A 16,156-nucleotide genomic window follows, 5' to 3' on the forward strand; every position below is an offset into this window, starting at 1 on the left:
GCGTCGGCCGGTGTCACGCACGCGCGTCGGCCCGGGGGATGTCGACGTCGATACGGCCCCTCACACGGCGGGCCGCCTCGGCGAGTTCGGGCGGGCTCTCGACGGTGAACCGGCAGCCGAAGGTGACGAGGAAGCCGATGAGCCCCGACCACGACCAGGCCCCCATCCGTATCCGGGTGATCCGCTCGTCGACCGCTTCAAAACTCGCCGCGCCCGGGGCCCACTTGGCCACCAGCGCCGCAGGGCACTCCATCAGGACGGTGCCCCAGCAGGGCCAGGTGTCCGAGGTGTCTCCGCGGTCGGGCTGGCTCTGGACGAAGCGGGTGGCGTCGGCGCCGTCCCTCTCGGGGACTTCGCGCTGAGCGAAGCGCCAGCCGGTGGGGGCCGGCTGTTCGATCCGGTCGAGCCGGTAGGCGCGCCAGGAGCACTCGCGCTGGTCGTAGCCGACCAAGTACCAGCGTCCCGACCAGACGACGAGCCGGTGGGGTTCGGCGAGGACCTCGCTGCCGTCCACCTCGTCGACCTCGATGGGCCGGTAGGTGAACCGCACGAGTTCCCGCTCCTGCGCGGCGGCGCTCAGCTGTGCCACCAGTCCGGGGTCGACCTGGGGCGGGGCCAGCTCCCAGGCGTTCTCGATCTGTTCGATGGAGAAGGTCGCGAGGCGGCGGGAGAGATGGGGCGGCAGGAGTTCCCTGATGGAGTTCAGGGCGCGCTTGGTGGCGTCACCCATGCCGGCCACGGAGTCGGGCGCCGTCTGGAGGGACAGCGCGATGGCGATGGCCTGCTCATCGTCGACTATCAGCGGAGGAAGACGCGCCCCGCGGGACAGCCGGTAGTAGCCGGAGGGGCCCTTCGTCGCCGTAACGGGGTAGCCCAGTTCGCGGAGCCGGTTGATGTCGCGGCGGACGGTTCGCGCAGACACCCCCAGGCGCTCGGCCAGCCCGTCGCCGGTCCACTCCTTCTGTGCCTGAAGCAGGCCGAGGAGCTCCAGTGTGCGGTTGGCGATCAAGAATTGCCCTCCGATTGCGATCGGTAGAGGTCAGCACGTGTCCTCTTCTCCTGCGATGGTGCCTCTGCTCCGGGGGCGGCGCACGCCCCCTCCCGCTCCGGTGTTTCGCCCCCGGCGTTCCACCGGGTGCGTTGCATCGAGAAGATCGGAAGAACGCAGTGTCTGAAAATCCAACGCGATCCTCACCTGCCCGTCGGGACGCTTGGCTGGGTTTGGTCGCGATTTCCCTCGGTGTGTCGCTGGTGGTCGTCGACTTCACCATCGTCAACGTGGTGATGCCCCCCATCATCGACGACCTGAAGATCTCCGCGTTGGGCGCCCAGTGGGTCCAAGAGTCCTACGCGATCATCCTGGCAGCCCTGCTGCTGCTGATCGGGCGCCTGTCGGACATCGTGGGGGCACGCCGTCTGTTCGTCGTCGGCACCGTGGTCTTCGGGCTGGCGAGCATCGCCGCGGCGGTGGCGCCCTCCGGGCAGTTCCTGATCGTCAGCCGGTTCGCCCAGGGCGTCGGCGGCGCGATCGTCATGCCGACGTCGCTGGCGCTGCTCAACATGACCTTCCGGGGGCGCGACCGCGGCAAGGCGTTCGCCATCTGGGGGTCCACGATCGGTGCGGCCGCGGCGGTCGGACCGCTGTTGGGCGGCTGGCTCGCCGCGTACTCCTGGCGGTGGGCGTTCGGCATCAACGTCTTCGTCGTGGTTCTGATCCTCGCGGGCATCATGCGGTTCCTCCAGCCGTCCTCCCGGCAGCCGGGCAAGGTCGACGTCGGCGGCGGACTGCTGTCGGTGCTGGGCCTCGGACTCCTCGCCTTCGGTCTGGTCGAGGGCCGCAACTACGGTTGGTGGGAAGCCCGCAAGGGCTTCGGCCCCTTCGGTGACGGGGTGAACCTGTCGGTCGTCCCGGTCGCCCTGGCCGTCTCCGTGATCGGCCTCGCGCTCTTCCTCCGGCTGCAGGTCCGACTGACGCGCGCGAACGGCACGGCACCGCTGATGGACACCTCACTGTTCGGCATCAAGTCCTTCAGCACGGGCAACATCGCGACGCTGATCATCGCGCTGGCCGAGTTCGGCATCCTCGCCGTACTGCCCTTGTGGCTCCAGTACACCCTGGGGTACTCCGTACTCCAGACCGGCCTGATGGTCTTCGTCGTCGCAGTCGGCAGCTTCTTCGCGAGCGGTGCCAGCTTCGGCATGGCCCAGAAGACCGGCCCCGTCGGCCTGGTCCGCATCGGCCTGGTGCTCGAAGCGCTCGGCCTGCTGATGTTCGGCCTGCTCGCGAGCAGCGACTCCCAGTGGTGGGTCATCGGCATCGCCCTGTTCCTGTACGGCATGGGGGTCGGCTTCGCCACCGCGCAGGTCACCGGCGTCGTCCTGGCGGACGTACCGCCGCAGCAGGCCGGCCAGGGCTCCGGAATCCAGAGCGCCGCGCGTCAGCTCGGCTCCGCGCTCGGCATCGCGATCCTGACGTCGACGTTCTTCACGGCGCTGGACTCCGACCTGTCCGAGCGGCTCGCCCAGCAAGGAACGCCCGACGCCGCCGAGCTGTCCTCGGCGGTCTCCGACAGCGCGGGCGCGATGATCTCCGGGCTGAGCCGGCACCCCGGGACGGCCGCGGCCGCCGACGCCGCCCGGGACGCCATGTCCTACGGGGTCCAGATCAACGGCTACACCTGCGCCGCGCTGCTGGTGCTCGGAATGCTCGCGACCTTCCTGATCCCCCAACGCAAGCCGGACGCCCCGCAGTGGGGCGGACAGGACGCTTCCGACGGGGCGCCGGAAGCCGGCGCCGACCTCCAGCAGGCGCCCGCCTCCTAGCGTCCTGAGTCCGGAATACCGGTTCTTGACGTCGGATAATCCCGGCCAGTGCCGGGGCGCGACGAACAAGGACGTCGCGGGGCCGGGTGGGAAGGGCGCCCTCGGCCTCGATCCGTAGGGTTCGACCCATGGACTTCCCTCGTATCGATGCCGACCTGCTCGATCAGTGGTGTTCGCACCACCTCGGATCGAGGATCGTGGCCGAGCGCTTCCGGAGCGGCCGGCTTTCGGCCGTGATCGGTGCCGTACTCGCCGATGGTCGAAAGGTCGTCATCAAGGTTCGAAAGCCGGCCGCCCGCCTCGAAGGCTGCTTCGCCGTACAGAGTCTGCTGCACGCTTCCGGATATCCGGCTCCCGAGCCGATCCTCGCACCCACTCCACTCGGGGGGTGGACCGCCAGTGTCGAAGCACTGGTCGAGGGAGGGGATGAACTCCCCTCTTCGGGGCGGGATCCGGGGCCGTTCGCGTCGGCTCTCGAAGCGCTCGTGCGCACCGCCCGTCCGTTGGCCGCCGGTGTTGACCTCGAACCGAAGCCGTCGTGGAACCGCTGGGACCATGACGAGCCCGGGGCGTGGGCGACCGCCGAGGACGTCGAGCGGCCCTTCCACTCGGTGACGGGCCCGGACTGGCTCGAACGGGCCGGGCGAGCTGCGCGCGAACGGATCGCTTGCTGGCGGGCGCCGAAGGTCATCGGCCACGGCGACTGGTTCCGGGAGAACTTCCGCTGGCGCGGCGAAGAGCTCCACGTCGCGTACGACTGGGACAGTGCGATCACGGAGACGGAGGCGGTGATCGTGGGGATCGCCGCGGCCTATGTGGCTCCTTCCGTGGCGGAGTCGGCGGCGTTCCTCGCGGCGTACCAGGAAGTGGCCGGCCGCCGGTTCGAACGTGATGAGCTCGAAGTGAGCTGGGCGACCGGCCTTTGGCTGCGGGGGTGGAAGTCCAAGCGGCAGGTGGTGACCGGCGAACCGATACGGTCGCTGTCCGAGGACGAGGCGATCCGGCTGTCCGCCCTCGCCGGGCTCTGAGCGCCACAGTGCACTGGCGGCGGCTGTTCCGGCACGGACCCCGGCCGCCCCTCCCCGCCCTCGCCCGAGAGGCGCCGATCGACGGCCTGCGAGGGGCGCTGGACCGGCGCGGCGCACCCGCTCTGCAGACCGGAAGCCGAGCTCGACCGGTTCCGCTGGCTCATGGCCGGGGCCCCGGCGGCTTCGAACTGCGGGCCTCGGCCCCGGGTTCCTTCTTCGGGTGGGTCCGGTGGGTCCGGCGCCCCTTCGCTGCATCCGCCCAGGAGGTGGTGCGCGCCCTGGTGCGGGAACAGGACGCCGCCGTTCTCACCAAGGGCTCCGTACCCTGACGCCGAGGGCGCGGACGCGGTCCTGGGCCTGCGGGTCGAGCTTCAGCAACAGGTCCTCGCCGACGACTCCGTCGCGCCGCCAGATGGTGCAGAGGGTCTCCAGACCTGCTTCGGCGACCTCCGGCTCCGCGTCGGCCGAGGTCTGCACCAGGGCTTCGACGACCGGCCTGCCCTGCAGTCCCGCGACCGCCCGTGCCATCCGGGCCCGCTGCTCCGCCGGGACGGCCGGGTCGGCGAGCGAACGCAGCACGTCCGCCGTGTCGCGGGCGTCCTGGCAGGGCAGCACCCACAGCAGGTACACGAGTTGTGCGCCGAGCACGATCAGGTACTGCAGTGGCACGAGCAGGGCCACGGGCAGCAGCAGGGCCAGGGGCAGCACGATCAGCCAGCCGCCCCGGATCCGCGAGGCGCTGCCGGTCGGCGGCTCGAACCGTCGACCGGCCAGGAGGACGAGCACGAACATGGTCACGACCGTCAGGAGCGGCACCACGATCAGCCCCGCTCCCAGCCCCGCGCCGAACGACGCCCAGAAGGGATCGTCGCCCAGAACGGGCAGCACCAGGGCCGCGGCCAGCCAGCCGAGAGCGGCGGTCATGACGTAGCGCTGTAGGCAGTCCCACAGCCACCTTCCCGTACTCATGGCGGCTTCCTCATCTCAGCAGCTCTTCGTGCAGGTGCCACTGCCCCGCGTCCGGTCGTCACGGTCCTTGTATAGGAGGCCTTCGACACCGTCGGGGGCATCGTAGCCACTGGTGTGGACCCTTCTGTCGTGTGCCCGGCCTCTTGCCCTCCGGCCAGTTGGCCGCCGCCGGTCCGCGAGCGGAGCCGAAGGCGGTCGCGTACCGCATGGACACCGTCAGCTCGTCAGCACCCGTCGCCGAGGTTGATCCCCGCCGCGGCGGCCGAGTGCACGACGTACGGCTGGATCAGTTCCATCGGGATCGCCAGAACGTTGAACCAGACGGTGATACCGGCGACGAGGCCCGGCCAGCTCTCCCCGAGCCGGCGGCCGTACCGTCCGCGCAGCCGCCGTGCGAGCAGCACGCACACGCCCACCGCCGCCAGCCCGAGGCCCGCACGCGAGCAGGGGACGAGCCGTCAGGGGCGCCCCGGTCCGGTCTCCGCGAGGGTCTCGCTTGACTGGTGGTCGGCACGACATGTAGGGAGAGGCTGTTCATCGCGCAAGGTGTGAAACGGGGGACATGTGAAGCCGCTCGAAACGGGTGATCCCACCTCGCTCGGCGATGGCCGCTACCGGCTGGTGGGACGGCTCGGCCAGGGGGGCATGGGCGTGGTCTACCTGGGCCGCTCCCGGTCCGGCCGTGCGGTCGCCGTCAAGGTCGTACGTCCCGAGCTGAGCACCGAGCCCGGGTTCCGGCGCAGGTTCGCCGACGAAGTCGCGGCCGCGCGGCGGGTCGGAGGCTTCCACACCGCGCCAGTGGTCGACGCCGACCCAGAGGGGGAGCCGGCCTGGCTGGTGACGGCCTTCGTGCCCGGTCCCACCCTGCAAGCGGTACTGGCGCGCGTCGGATCGCTGCCCCTGGACACGCTCACGGTGCTGGCCGCCGGCCTGGCCGAGGCACTCGAGGCGATCCACCGAGCAGGGGTCATCCACCGCGATCTCAAGCCCGCGAACATCATCGTCGCGGAGGACGGACCGCGTGTCATCGATTTCGGCATCGCGCGCGCACTGGACGGTACGTCCCTGACCCAGACCGGCCTGCAGGTCGGCACGCCGGGATTCCTGGCACCCGAGCAGCTCACCGGCGGTGGCGTGCTCACCCCCGCGGTCGACATGTTCGCTCTGGGGGTGGTGCTCACCCAGGCGGCGGGCGGCGCCCCCTTCGGCGACGGCCCGTCCGCGGCCAGGCACTACAAGGTGGTCTACGAGGAGCCGGACCTGACCGCGGTGCCCGGTGAACTCCGCGCAGCCATCGGCGCCTGCCTGTCCAAGGACCCGGCGGCACGGCCCACACCGGCCGCCTTCCTCGGTACCCTCACCGTCCGCCACCCGGATCACGGCTCCTGGCTGCCGGAGGCGGCGACGCAGTTGCTGCCGTCCCCGGAACCGGCGGCGCGTCCCACCACGCCGGACAGCCCGTCGGACAGCCCGTCGGACACCGCGCAGGAACTCCCGGTCCCGGACACCGCACCGCCCGCCGTCGCGGAGCCCCGTACCGATCAGTCGCGCACCGTGACGGGGCCCGCGGCGCGCCTCTCCCCCGCCCCCGCGCAGGTGCCGCAGGCGGTTCCGGGGAAGCCCCGGCGTCACCGCGGCGCGGTGGTGGCGGCGTTGCTCGTGACGTCGCTCGCAGCCGTCGGCCTGTTCGTGTGGCAGCCCTGGAAGGACTCGGACAAGGACAGTTCCAAGCCCGGCGCGGCCACGCCCACCGGATCCGCCCCGGCCCCTGCCCCGTTCCCGGCCGATCCCCTGCTGATCCGGCAGGACACCGCCCCGGGCTGGCCCGGAACGTGCAACGGCGTCATCGCCCGCCGGGACGCCGCCTCGGAGAAGCCCGTGCAGCTCATCGCCGGGGGCGCGGGCACGTGCGACACCCTGCCCCAGTGGTCCCCCGACCGCAGGTCGTTCGCGTTCACCCGCAGCACTTCCGAGGGCGCGGCCGTCTGGACCGCCCACGCCGACGGTTCGAACGCGCGGCGGATCGCCTCCGTCGCCAACGGCAGGGTGTCCTGGTCTCCGGACGGCAGCCGGCTGGCCGTGCTGCGCATGAAGGACGGCGTACAGCAGCTGTTCGTGGTCGGCGTCGCCGACGGTGCGGCCCGCCAGCTCACGTCGGGCGGGGGCCAGGTCGAGGATCCCGCGTGGTCGCCGGACGGCAAGAGCATCGCGGTCTGTCTCCAGACGGGGCCCGGGAACTGGCAGATCCACGTGGTCGACCCCGCCGACCCGAACCGGGCCCCACAGCAGGTGACCCACCTGCCCCATCCGGCACTCGACCCGGTGTGGTCACCCGACGGCACCACGTTCGCCTACACGGCGGGGACGTACGGCACGGGCACTCAGGGCGACATCCGCCTCGTGGATGCCGACGGCAGTGACGATCGTGAACTGGTCGCCACCAGCGCCCATGAAATGGACCCCGCCTGGTCCGCCGACGGCGCCTGGGTGGCGTTCGTCCGCGGTCCGTACGAGAAGCCCGCGATCTGGGCCGTGCGCACGGACAAGACCAGCGAGCGCCCGCTCACCACCGGCGCCACCACCGAGGGACATCCGGCCTGGCACTGACTCTCATCGGCGGCGGAGGACCGGGTACCGGAGGCCGGAGGGAAGTATCCGGATCGTGGCCGGACCCGCGCGGTTCCCGACAGCGGCCAGCGACCGGTGGTCTTCAACGACCAGATCAGCCTCGCCGCCGTCTGACCCCTACCCCAACTACCCCAACGCCGCGCCCGGCCTCTGACCGGAGATAGCCTCCGGTGCGGGCGGCCCGCGGCCCCTGCGGGGCGTACGCCTTCGACGCGAGCAACATCTGCGCCGGCGGATTCGAACGCCTCGGGCCGCAAGGTGCGCAGCTCGCCGCGGGCCTGTGTCCTGTCGGTACGCTGCGCCCGTGCCGCCCCGCCGCCGCCGATCAGCCGCCCACGCAGGGCTCGGCCGCCCCGTTCGGGCAGGGCTCCCCGTCGTCCAGCGGGGGCGGGAGAGGAAGGCCGTCCTCAGGAGCCGGACCCAGGGCGAGCCCGGCCAGGGTCACCTACCGGTGACCACGATCTCGCGCTTGAGGATCTTGCCGGTGGGGCCCTTGGGGAGCTCGGCCCTGAAGGTGACGATCCTCGGGTACTTGTACGCCGCCACCCGATCCCTGGCGTACTCCCGGATCTCCTCGGCCGTGACCTCGGCACCGGGCCGGAGCACGATCACCGCTGCGATCTCCTCGCCGTGGAACGAGTGCGGCACGCCGACGACGGCGGCTTCGGCGACGGACGGGTGTGTGTAGAGCACCTCCTCGACTTCACGCGGGTACACGTTGTAGCCACCACGGATGATCAGGTCCTTCTTGCGGTCGACGATGAAGTAGAAGCCGTCCTCGTCGACGCGCGCCAGATCACCGCTGTGGAACCATCCGTCGTGGACCGCCGCCGCCGTGGCCTCGGGGCGGTTCCAGTAGCCCGTCATGAGGTTCTCGCCACGGATCGCGATCTCACCGACCTCTCCCGAGGACACCGCGCCGCCGCCCTCGGCAACGAGCTTCATCTCGACTCCGCGGACGGGCTGTCCGATCGAGCCCGCCTTGCGCGGGCGGTCCGGGTGGTTGAAGGCGGCGACCGGTGAGGTCTCGGAGAGTCCGTATCCTTCGAGGACGGTGACACCGAAGCGCCGCTCGAAGCCGTGCAGCACCTCTACCGGAAGCGAGGCGCCGCCCGAGACGGCCAGGCGGAGCCCGCGGGCGCTGAAGCCTTCGGGGAGCTCGGCATGGAGCAGCGCGGCGTACATCGTCGGCACGCCGAGGAACACGGTGACCTTGTCGCGGGCGATGGTCTCCAGGGCGCGCTGCGGCTCGAACCGCGGCAACAGGGTCAGTGTGGCGCCGGCGGCAACGGCCGTGTTCAGCGCGCAGGTCTGGCCGAAAGCGTGGAAGAGGGGCAGGCCACCGAAGAGCACGTCGTCGGGTCCGACCCGAAGCAGCGTCTCGGCCGCGGTGGCCGCGTTGGTGGCCAGGTTCCGGTGGGACAGTTCGGCCCCCTTCGGTGTGCCGGTCGTGCCCGAGGTGTAGAGGATGAGGGCCGGGTCGTCATCTGTACGGTCGACGACGCCGGGCACCGGTGCGTGGGCCCGCAACAAGTCGTCGAAGTCCGCGGGCTCGGTCACCAGGCATTCTGTTCCGGTCTCGGCAGCGGCCTTGACGGCCTCGTCCGCGAACACGGGGAACACCAGCGAGATCCGCGCCCCGCAGTCGCGCAGGGTGAATGCCAGTTCACGTGCCTTGAGGAGCGGATTCATCGGCACGACCACACCGCCGGCCCGCAGGATGCCGTAATAGGCGACCGGGAACAGCGGCACGTTGGGCATGGCCAGCGCGATGCGGTCGCCGGGCTGGACGCCGCGGGCGCGCAGGAGGGCGGCCACCCTGGCGCTCGCGTCGTCCAACTGGGCGTAAGTGAGCGTCTTGCCGTCATGGCGGACGGCGATGCGATCGCCCTGGGCCGCGGCGGAGTCCACGAGGAACGTGGCGAGGTTGGTCATGTCGGCAATCTCCTTGGGTTCGTCTCGGCTTGCGACGAGCAGCCCGAGGGCGGATCCCGTCACGAGGGGTGGTGACCCCGGCGCGAGCGCGGGCGCTACCGGTGCCGTGCGACGGGGCCCAGGGCGGTCACCACGTGCGGACCGGGCCGGTGAACGGCGCCATGCTAGGTTGCCCGCTCCACGCCGTGCTTGTCCTGGCGTGACATGGGACTTTTCTTTTCGGGACAGTCTTGGAGCGTGCACATGAAGCCCCTGGTCCGCACCGCAGCCCTCAGCGGCTACGTCGAGCTGTGTCGATCGCTCGGTATCGACCCTCAGCCGCTGATGAAGCGCGTGGGCCTGGACACTGCCGCCCTCGCCGTCCAGGACCGATGGATCTCCGGCTGCGCCGCGGTCCAGGTGCTGGGACTGTCGGCAGCCGCCACGGGTCACGAGGACTTCGGATTGCTCATGGCGGAGTTCCGGCGCTTCTCCAACCTCGGCCCCATCAGTCTGGTCGTCCGTGAGGAACCCGATGTGCGCAGTGCCCTGGGTCTATTGATCCGCCATCAGCACATGTACAACGAGGTCCTGGACACCCGGCTGTCCGAGGGGGACGGGCTGGCCACGCTGAAGGTCGACCTGCGTCTCGGCCGAGCAATGGACACCCGGCAGGCCACGGAGCTGGCCGTCGCCGCCTACCACCGGATCCTGCGCGACTTCCTGCACACCCGGTGGCGGCCGCTCTCCGTCTGGTTCAGGCACCCGGCACCGGCGGACGTCTCGACGCACCGGCGCGCCTTCGGCCCCATCGTGGAGTTCGACCGCGAGTTCGACGGCATCGTCTTCTACGCGGGCGATCTCGACGCGCCCAACGCGATGGCGGATCCGCTCCTTCGCGAGTACGCCCACCAGTACTTCGAGGCGATCACCGTGCCCCGGGACACCACCGCCGCGGACCGGGTGCGCGAGCTGATCGAGGTCCTGCTGCCGACGGGGCGCTGCTCGATCGAGCAGGTCGCCCGAAGCCTGGGCGTGGACCGGCGAACCGTCCACCGGCACCTGGCCGCCTCGGGCGAGACGTTCTCCTCGCTCCTGGGCGCCACCCGCCGGCACCTCGCCGAGCAGTTCGTCGCGAACCCACGGCGCTCACTCACCGAGATCTCCGACCTGCTGGGCTTCTCGTCGCTGAGCGGTTTCTCGCGCTGGTTCCACGAGCAGTTCGGGTGCAGTCCCCGGGCATGGCGCAGCGCCAGGAGCCGACCCCCGCGCCCCGGCCAGGACTGACACCGCGGGCCGGAGCGACCCGGCCGAGCCGGGCCGGCCCACTCGACACGGCCCACTCGATGTCCCTAAATGACAAATTTTCTGTCCCTGAAGGTCAAGCGATCGCGATTGCCCGCCCCTACCTTGGCACCACCGCAGAGACGCGGTCGGCCGCCGGACGGGAGCGGGTTCCCCTATGCACGCTTCCTCCAGACCGGTCGATCGTACGAGGGCCGCCATGCGCCCACTGTCCCCGGTGACCCGCATCCATCCTCGCCGGACGTCGCAACCCCTCGCATCGCACGTGGCGATGGTTCCGGCGAGTGATCACCGATCGCACGAAGGAGACGGACCGTGCATTTCCACGACGACTCACTCTTCCCGGAAAACCAGGAGAAGCTGGTGATCCAGGCCGCTCCCTACGGGCCGGAGTGGCTGCCCGGCGACGCCGACGACCTCCCCCTGACGATGGACGAGCACGTACAGGCGGCCGTGGACTGCTACAACGCCGGAGCCACCGTGCTCCACATCCACGTACGTGAGCTCGACGGCAAGGGTTCCAAGCGGATGTCCATGTTCAACGAGCTGCTGGGCCGACTGCGCCAGGCCGTGCCGGAGATGGTCCTGCAGATCGGCGGCTCGATCTCGTTCGCTCCGGAGGGCGAGGGCAGCGAGGCCAAGTGGCTGAGCTATGACACCCGCCACCTGCTGGCCGATCTCGACCCCGCGCCCGACCAAGTGACGATCGCGATCAACACCAGCCAGATGAACATCGTCGAGATCATGACCGACGACGACCTGGCAGGCACTTCGATCGCGAAGCCCGAGTACTACAAGGCCTACCGCGACATGGTCGTCGAGGCGGGCCCCGACTTCTACCTGGAGCACCTGGAGCGGCTGCGCGAGAACGGCATCCAGCCGCACTTCCAACTCGCCACGCTGGCCCAGCTCGAAACCGTGGAGCGGCTCATCCGGGCCGGCGTCCACACCGGCCCGCTGATCCTCAACTACGTGGCCATCGGCGGCGGTTTTGCGGGCCGGCACCCGGCAGACCTGATCGAGTTCGTCCGTCGCACCCCGGATGGCGCCGTCCTCACCATCGAGAGTTCCATGCGTGCGGTGGCGCCGATGAACGCGATCGGCATCGCGCTCGGTGTACACGTGCGCGTGGGCAACGAGGACAACCTGTGGCGGCGGAAGGGCGAGCGCATGACCACCCTCGAACAGATCGAGCAGATGGTGCACATCTCCGAGGCGCTCGGCCGCAACATCGCGACGGGCGCCGAGGCGAAGAAGATCTACAAGCTCGGCGAGTACTACTCCGGGGCCGACGAGACGCTCGCCCGTCTCGGCATGGTGCCGAACCGCCGCCCCGGCCAGCGCGGCCCCATGCTGCGCGTCGTCTGATCGCGGCACGGGACCACCACGCCGTCCTGTCGCCGTGCCGCCGCGCGGCTACGGACCCCCAGGGCTGCCGTGGCCCCAGCGGCTGCCGTGGCCCCGGGGCTGCCGTGCCCCCGGCACCGGCGGCCCCAGCCTCTCTTCCCCACCTCCCACGAACAACGGAGCACGCCCATGGCTCACGCCATTCGCTTCAAGGAGACCGGCGGTCCCGAAGTCCTGCGCCGGGAGGAGGTCGTCGTCGGCGACCCCGGGCCGGGCGAGGTACGGATCCGGCACGAAGCCGTCGGACTCAACTTCGCCGACACCTACTTCCGCAGCGGCCTGTATCCCGCACCGCTGCCCGCCGGACTGGGTGTCGAGGCAGCGGGGGTGGTCCAGGCGGTGGGCGAAGGCGTCACCCACGTCGCCGAGGGCGACCGGGTCACGTACACCGGAAGCCCGCTCGGTGCCTACAGCACGGAACGGGTCATGCACGCCGGCTCTTTGATCCCCTTGCCGGACGGCATCGGCTTCGAGACGGCCGCCTCGATGACCATGCGCGGCCTCACTTCCGCCTACTTGTTGCGCAGGATCCACCCGCTGAAGGCCGGGGAAACGATCCTGCTGACTGCGGCGGCGGGTGGTGTCGGCCTCATCGTCTGCCAGTGGGCCAAGCTGCTGGGGCTGACCGTCATCGGCACCGTCTCCACCGAGGAGAAGGCCGAGCTCGCCCGCGCCCACGGCTGCGACCACGTCATCCGCTACCCGCGCGAGAACGTGGCCGAGCGGGTGCGCGAGCTGACGAACGGCGTCGGCGTCCCGGTCGCCTTCGACAGCATCGGTAGGTCCACCTACGCCGCCTCCCTGGCCTCGCTACGGCGCCGCGGTCTGCTCGTCTGCTTCGGTACCGCGTCCGGAGCGGTCCCACCCATCGACGCCATGCAACTGGCGATCAGCGGCTCCCTGTTCGTCACCCGGCCGGCTCTCGCCGACTACATCGCCGACCCTGCGGAGCGAGCGGCGCTGGCGGGAGAGCTCTTCGACCACGTCGCTTCCGGACGCATCGCCATCGAAGTCAACCAGCGCTACGCGCTCGACGACGCCGTACGGGCGCACCGCGAGCTGGAGTCGGGGCGGACCACGGGATCGTCCGTCTTCGTCCTCTGAGCCGCTGCCACATCACGCGCGTCTCCACCCCCTCCAGGAGGAAGCACCATGGAAAAGACCGTCTCTTCGTCGGAAGGCGCACTCTGGTCGGTGCGCGCCCACTCCCGCGGCTCGATCGAGGTCGAGCCGCTGACCTGCACCATCGGCGCCGAACTCTCCGGAGTGAACCTCGGCGACGCCGTGCACGACGACGACCTGTTCGCCGACATCAAGGCCCTGCTCCTGCAGTACAAGGTGCTGTTCCTGCGGGAACAGGACATCACGCGCGCCGACCACGTCGCCTTCGCCGAGCGCTTCGGCCCGCTGGAGGACCACCCGGTGGCCGGCAGTGACCCCGACAACCCCGGCCTGGTACGGATCTACAAAGATCCGGACAGCGCGCCCGAGCACTACGAGAACGCGCTGCACACCGACGCCACCTGGCGCGAGAACCCGCCCATGGGCGCCGTACTGCGCTGCATCGAGTCGCCCCCGGTGGGCGGTGACACGATCTGGGTCAACATGGCCGAGGCCCACCGCCGGCTGCCGGAGCACCTCAAGACGCAGATCCGGGGACTGCGGGCCCGGCACAGCATCGAGGCCACCTTCGGCGCCGCCATGCCACCGGAGGAACGTCACGCGCTGGCAGCGCGGTTCCCCGACGCGGAGCACCCGGTGGTGCGCACCCACCCCGAGACGGGCGAACAGATCCTCTTCGTCAACGCCTTCACCACGCACTTCGTCAACTACCACACCCCCGAGAACGTGCGCTTCGGGACGGACTACGCCCCCGGCGCGGGCCTCCTGCTGAACCACCTGATCAGCCAGGCCGCCGTCCCCGAGTACCAAGTGCGCTGGCGCTGGACGCCGAACAGCGTCGCCATCTGGGACAACCGCTCCACCCAGCACTACGCCGTCCAGGACTACTGGCCCGCCGTCCGCAAGATGGAGCGCGCCGGAATCGTCGGCGACCGGCCCTTCTAACCCTTTCCCTTTCCGCCACGAGCAGTTGAGGTGATGACAATGGGGTTTCTCACCACTGCGGAAGCCGCCCCGGGAAGAACCGGTTCCGGTTCCTCGGAGTGGCCCGTGTCCCGGCGCTACGCCTGGGTGGTCTTTGCACTGAGTTTCGGACTCCTGCTCTCGGACTACATGTCCCGGCAGGTCCTCAACGCCGTCTTCCCGATGCTGAAGGCGGACTGGGTCCTCTCGGACGCCCAACTGGGCTCCCTCAGCGGCATCGTGGCGCTGGCGGTCGGTCTGCTCACCCTCCCGCTCTCGCTGCTGGCCGACCGATGGGGCAGGGTGAGGTCCCTGGTCATCGCAGCCACGATGTGGAGCCTGGCAACCCTGGGCTGTGCGGTGGCGGCGAACTACGACCAGATGTTCACCGGCCGGCTCTTCGTCGGCATCGGCGAGGCCGCGTACGGCAGTGTCGGTATCGCCGTGGTCCTCAGCGTCTTCCCGCGTGCCCTGCGGGCGACGCTCTCGGGGGCCTTCATCGCCGGCGGGGCCTTCGGTTCGGTCCTGGGCGTGTCCATCGGCGGCGCCGTGGCCCAGGCGTACGGCTGGCGCTGGGCGTTCGGCGTGATGGGGGTCTTCGGCCTGGTGCTCGCGGGCATCTACGCCGTGGTGGTCAAGGAGAAGCAACTGGCCCCGCGGCAGGATCCGGCGGTGCACGGGGCCGGCACGGATGGACGTGACCACCTCCGCGTGCTCCTCCCGCGGCTGTTCTCCTCCGTCTCGGTGGTCAGCGCCTACGTCGGCAGCGGTCTGCAGTTGTTCATCGCGGGCGCCCTGATCGCCTGGCTGCCCAGCTACTTCAACCGCTACTACGACATGCCCACCGCACAAGCCGGAGCGACCGCGGGCCTGTTCGCCCTGGTGATCGGTATCGGCATGATCGTCGGCGGCATCGTCTCGGACCGGATCAGCCGGCGCGCCCCGATCCGCAAGTGGGCCGTCGCCATCAGCTGCAGCGTGGGCTCCCTCGTCCTACTGATGACCGCGTTCCGCCTACCGGCCAGCCCCGTACAGCTGCTCGTGCTGGGGCTGGGAACCGTGCTGTGCGCCGGAACGGCCGGGCCCGGGGCCGCCATGGTGGCGAACCTGACGCCCGCTGCGATCGCCGCCACGGCGTTCGCCACGCTCACGCTGGCCCAGAGCCTGCTCGGACTCGCCCCCGGCCCCGCGGTCACCGGGATGCTCGCCGACCGGCTCGGTCTGCTCGGCGCGCTCCGGCTCGTCCCGCTCGTGGCGATCGCGGCCACCGCGGCGTTCCTGCTCGGCCGCCACTCCTACGACCGTGACGTACACCGTCTGACCGGGGTCGCTCCGGGGACGGAGCCGCAGAAGAGGGAGGTGTCCTCGTGAGCGGTACCACCGATCCGGTGGTCGTGATCGTCCCCGGCCTGCGCGACCACGTCGAGGAGCACTGGCAAACCCTGCTGGCGGTTCGACTCACCGAGGCCGGGCGCAGCGTCCGCACCGTGCCCCCGCTGACGCAGGACCGGCTGAGCTGCGAGGCAGGCGTCGCCGCACTGGACGAGGTGGTGGTGCAGATCGCGGGGCCCGTCGTACTGGTTGCCCACAGCGCCGGTGTGATCACCACCGTCCACTGGTCCCGGCGGCACCCGGCGCAGGCGCAGGTACAGGGGGCGCTGCTGGTGACGCCGCCGGACTTCGAGCAGCCCTTGCCGGAGGGCTACCCCAGCACCGACGTGCTCGACGCGAATGGCTGGAACCCGGTGCCCCGCTCGCCGCTGCCCTTCCCCACCATCGTCGCGGCCAGCTCGAACGACCCGCTGGGCACCGTGCAGCGAGTGGCCGAGCTGGCCCGGAACTGGGGTGGCCGCCTCGTGGAACTCGGCGACGTCGGCCACCTCAACCCCGCCTCCGGCCACGGCTCGTGGCCGAGGGGGGAGGAACTCCTCCGCGAGCTCGAACACAGTTGATCCCGCGTACGGCCCCGCGCGAAGGACGACGACGAACACCGGCAC

13 protein-coding genes are annotated in these 16,156 nt (G+C 70.6%); 9 read left to right on the forward strand and 4 right to left on the reverse strand.

From position 1 onward, the window contains the following. Positions 1-13: 13 nt before the first annotated feature. Positions 14-1,009 carry a WYL domain-containing protein gene (locus tag ACIQK6_RS06105; RefSeq protein ID WP_329096118.1) on the reverse strand — a complete coding sequence of 332 codons (996 nt, stop codon included), beginning with the start codon at positions 1,007-1,009 and terminating at the stop codon, positions 14-16. Between the two features lie 212 nt (positions 1,010-1,221). Here ACIQK6_RS06105 and ACIQK6_RS06110 point away from each other — a divergent pair, with 212 nt between their 5' ends. After that, positions 1,222-2,823, forward strand: coding sequence for an MFS transporter (locus ACIQK6_RS06110; RefSeq protein ID WP_329096119.1), 1,602 nt, complete (start codon positions 1,222-1,224; stop codon positions 2,821-2,823). Between the two features lie 128 nt (positions 2,824-2,951). Further along, positions 2,952-3,851 (forward strand): phosphotransferase, encoded by a 900-nt coding sequence (locus tag ACIQK6_RS06115; protein WP_329096121.1) that lies wholly within the window; start codon positions 2,952-2,954, stop codon positions 3,849-3,851. A 306-nt stretch (positions 3,852-4,157) separates the two neighbouring features. On the opposite strand, the gene ACIQK6_RS06120 is transcribed toward ACIQK6_RS06115, so the two are convergent. Continuing rightward, on the reverse strand, positions 4,158-4,820 hold the full coding sequence (locus tag ACIQK6_RS06120; protein WP_329096123.1) for a hypothetical protein: 663 nt from the start codon (positions 4,818-4,820) through the stop codon (positions 4,158-4,160). A gap of 224 nt (positions 4,821-5,044) precedes the next feature. Continuing rightward, positions 5,045-5,224, reverse strand: a complete 180-nt coding sequence (locus ACIQK6_RS06125; RefSeq protein WP_329096125.1) for a hypothetical protein — start codon at positions 5,222-5,224, stop codon at positions 5,045-5,047. A gap of 160 nt (positions 5,225-5,384) precedes the next feature. Here ACIQK6_RS06125 and ACIQK6_RS06130 point away from each other — a divergent pair, with 160 nt between their 5' ends. After that, positions 5,385-7,427: a protein kinase domain-containing protein gene (locus ACIQK6_RS06130; RefSeq protein WP_329096127.1), complete on the forward strand. Its 2,043-nt coding sequence runs from the start codon at positions 5,385-5,387 to the stop codon at positions 7,425-7,427. A 462-nt stretch (positions 7,428-7,889) separates the two neighbouring features. Here the strand turns inward: ACIQK6_RS06130 and ACIQK6_RS06135 are convergent, their stop codons facing one another. Then, positions 7,890-9,383, reverse strand: a complete 1,494-nt coding sequence (locus tag ACIQK6_RS06135) for a long-chain fatty acid--CoA ligase (protein ID WP_329096129.1) — start codon at positions 9,381-9,383, stop codon at positions 7,890-7,892. A gap of 243 nt (positions 9,384-9,626) precedes the next feature. Here ACIQK6_RS06135 and ACIQK6_RS06140 point away from each other — a divergent pair, with 243 nt between their 5' ends. The 6 genes from ACIQK6_RS06140 (at position 9,627) to ACIQK6_RS06165 (ending at position 16,111) form a co-directional block, all read left to right on the forward strand. After that, a complete protein-coding gene (locus ACIQK6_RS06140) occupies positions 9,627-10,649 on the forward strand; it encodes an AraC family transcriptional regulator (protein WP_329107433.1) in 1,023 nt (340 codons plus the stop codon). Between the two features lie 333 nt (positions 10,650-10,982). After that, the gene (locus ACIQK6_RS06145) at positions 10,983-12,035 is read left to right on the forward strand and encodes a 3-keto-5-aminohexanoate cleavage protein (protein ID WP_329096131.1); all 1,053 of its coding nucleotides are present in this window, start codon (positions 10,983-10,985) and stop codon (positions 12,033-12,035) included. A 168-nt stretch (positions 12,036-12,203) separates the two neighbouring features. Continuing rightward, entirely contained in the window at positions 12,204-13,178 is a 975-nt protein-coding gene (locus ACIQK6_RS06150) for a quinone oxidoreductase (RefSeq protein WP_329096133.1), read from the forward strand. A 48-nt stretch (positions 13,179-13,226) separates the two neighbouring features. Continuing rightward, positions 13,227-14,141 carry a TauD/TfdA family dioxygenase gene (locus ACIQK6_RS06155; protein WP_329096135.1) on the forward strand — a complete coding sequence of 305 codons (915 nt, stop codon included), beginning with the start codon at positions 13,227-13,229 and terminating at the stop codon, positions 14,139-14,141. Positions 14,142-14,246: 105 nt separating this feature from the next. Further along, positions 14,247-15,530, forward strand: a complete 1,284-nt coding sequence (locus tag ACIQK6_RS06160; protein WP_329096137.1) for an MFS transporter — start codon at positions 14,247-14,249, stop codon at positions 15,528-15,530. Next, positions 15,527-16,111: an alpha/beta hydrolase gene (locus ACIQK6_RS06165; protein WP_329096139.1), complete on the forward strand. Its 585-nt coding sequence runs from the start codon at positions 15,527-15,529 to the stop codon at positions 16,109-16,111. The genes ACIQK6_RS06160 and ACIQK6_RS06165 overlap by 4 nt, the downstream gene beginning before the upstream one ends. The last annotated feature ends 45 nt before the right edge of the window (positions 16,112-16,156 follow it).

The organism is Streptomyces sp. NPDC091682 (assembly GCF_044756625.1).
Taxonomy (GTDB): Bacteria; Actinomycetota; Actinomycetes; order Streptomycetales; family Streptomycetaceae; genus Streptomyces.

Bases quoted from the DNA above. Each gene is read 5' to 3' on its own strand.
- ACIQK6_RS06140 (WP_329107433.1), top strand. From the start codon at position 9,627: ATGAAGCCCCTGGTCCGCACCGCAGCCCTCAGCGGCTACGTCGAGCTG.
- ACIQK6_RS06150 (WP_329096133.1), top strand. From the start codon at position 12,204: ATGGCTCACGCCATTCGCTTCAAGGAGACCGGCGGTCCCGAAGTCCTG.
- ACIQK6_RS06135 (WP_329096129.1), bottom strand. From the start codon at position 9,383: ATGACCAACCTCGCCACGTTCCTCGTGGACTCCGCCGCGGCCCAGGGC.
- ACIQK6_RS06120 (WP_329096123.1), bottom strand. From the start codon at position 4,820: ATGAGTACGGGAAGGTGGCTGTGGGACTGCCTACAGCGCTACGTCATG.
- ACIQK6_RS06155 (WP_329096135.1), top strand. From the start codon at position 13,227: ATGGAAAAGACCGTCTCTTCGTCGGAAGGCGCACTCTGGTCGGTGCGC.
- ACIQK6_RS06115 (WP_329096121.1), top strand. From the start codon at position 2,952: ATGGACTTCCCTCGTATCGATGCCGACCTGCTCGATCAGTGGTGTTCG.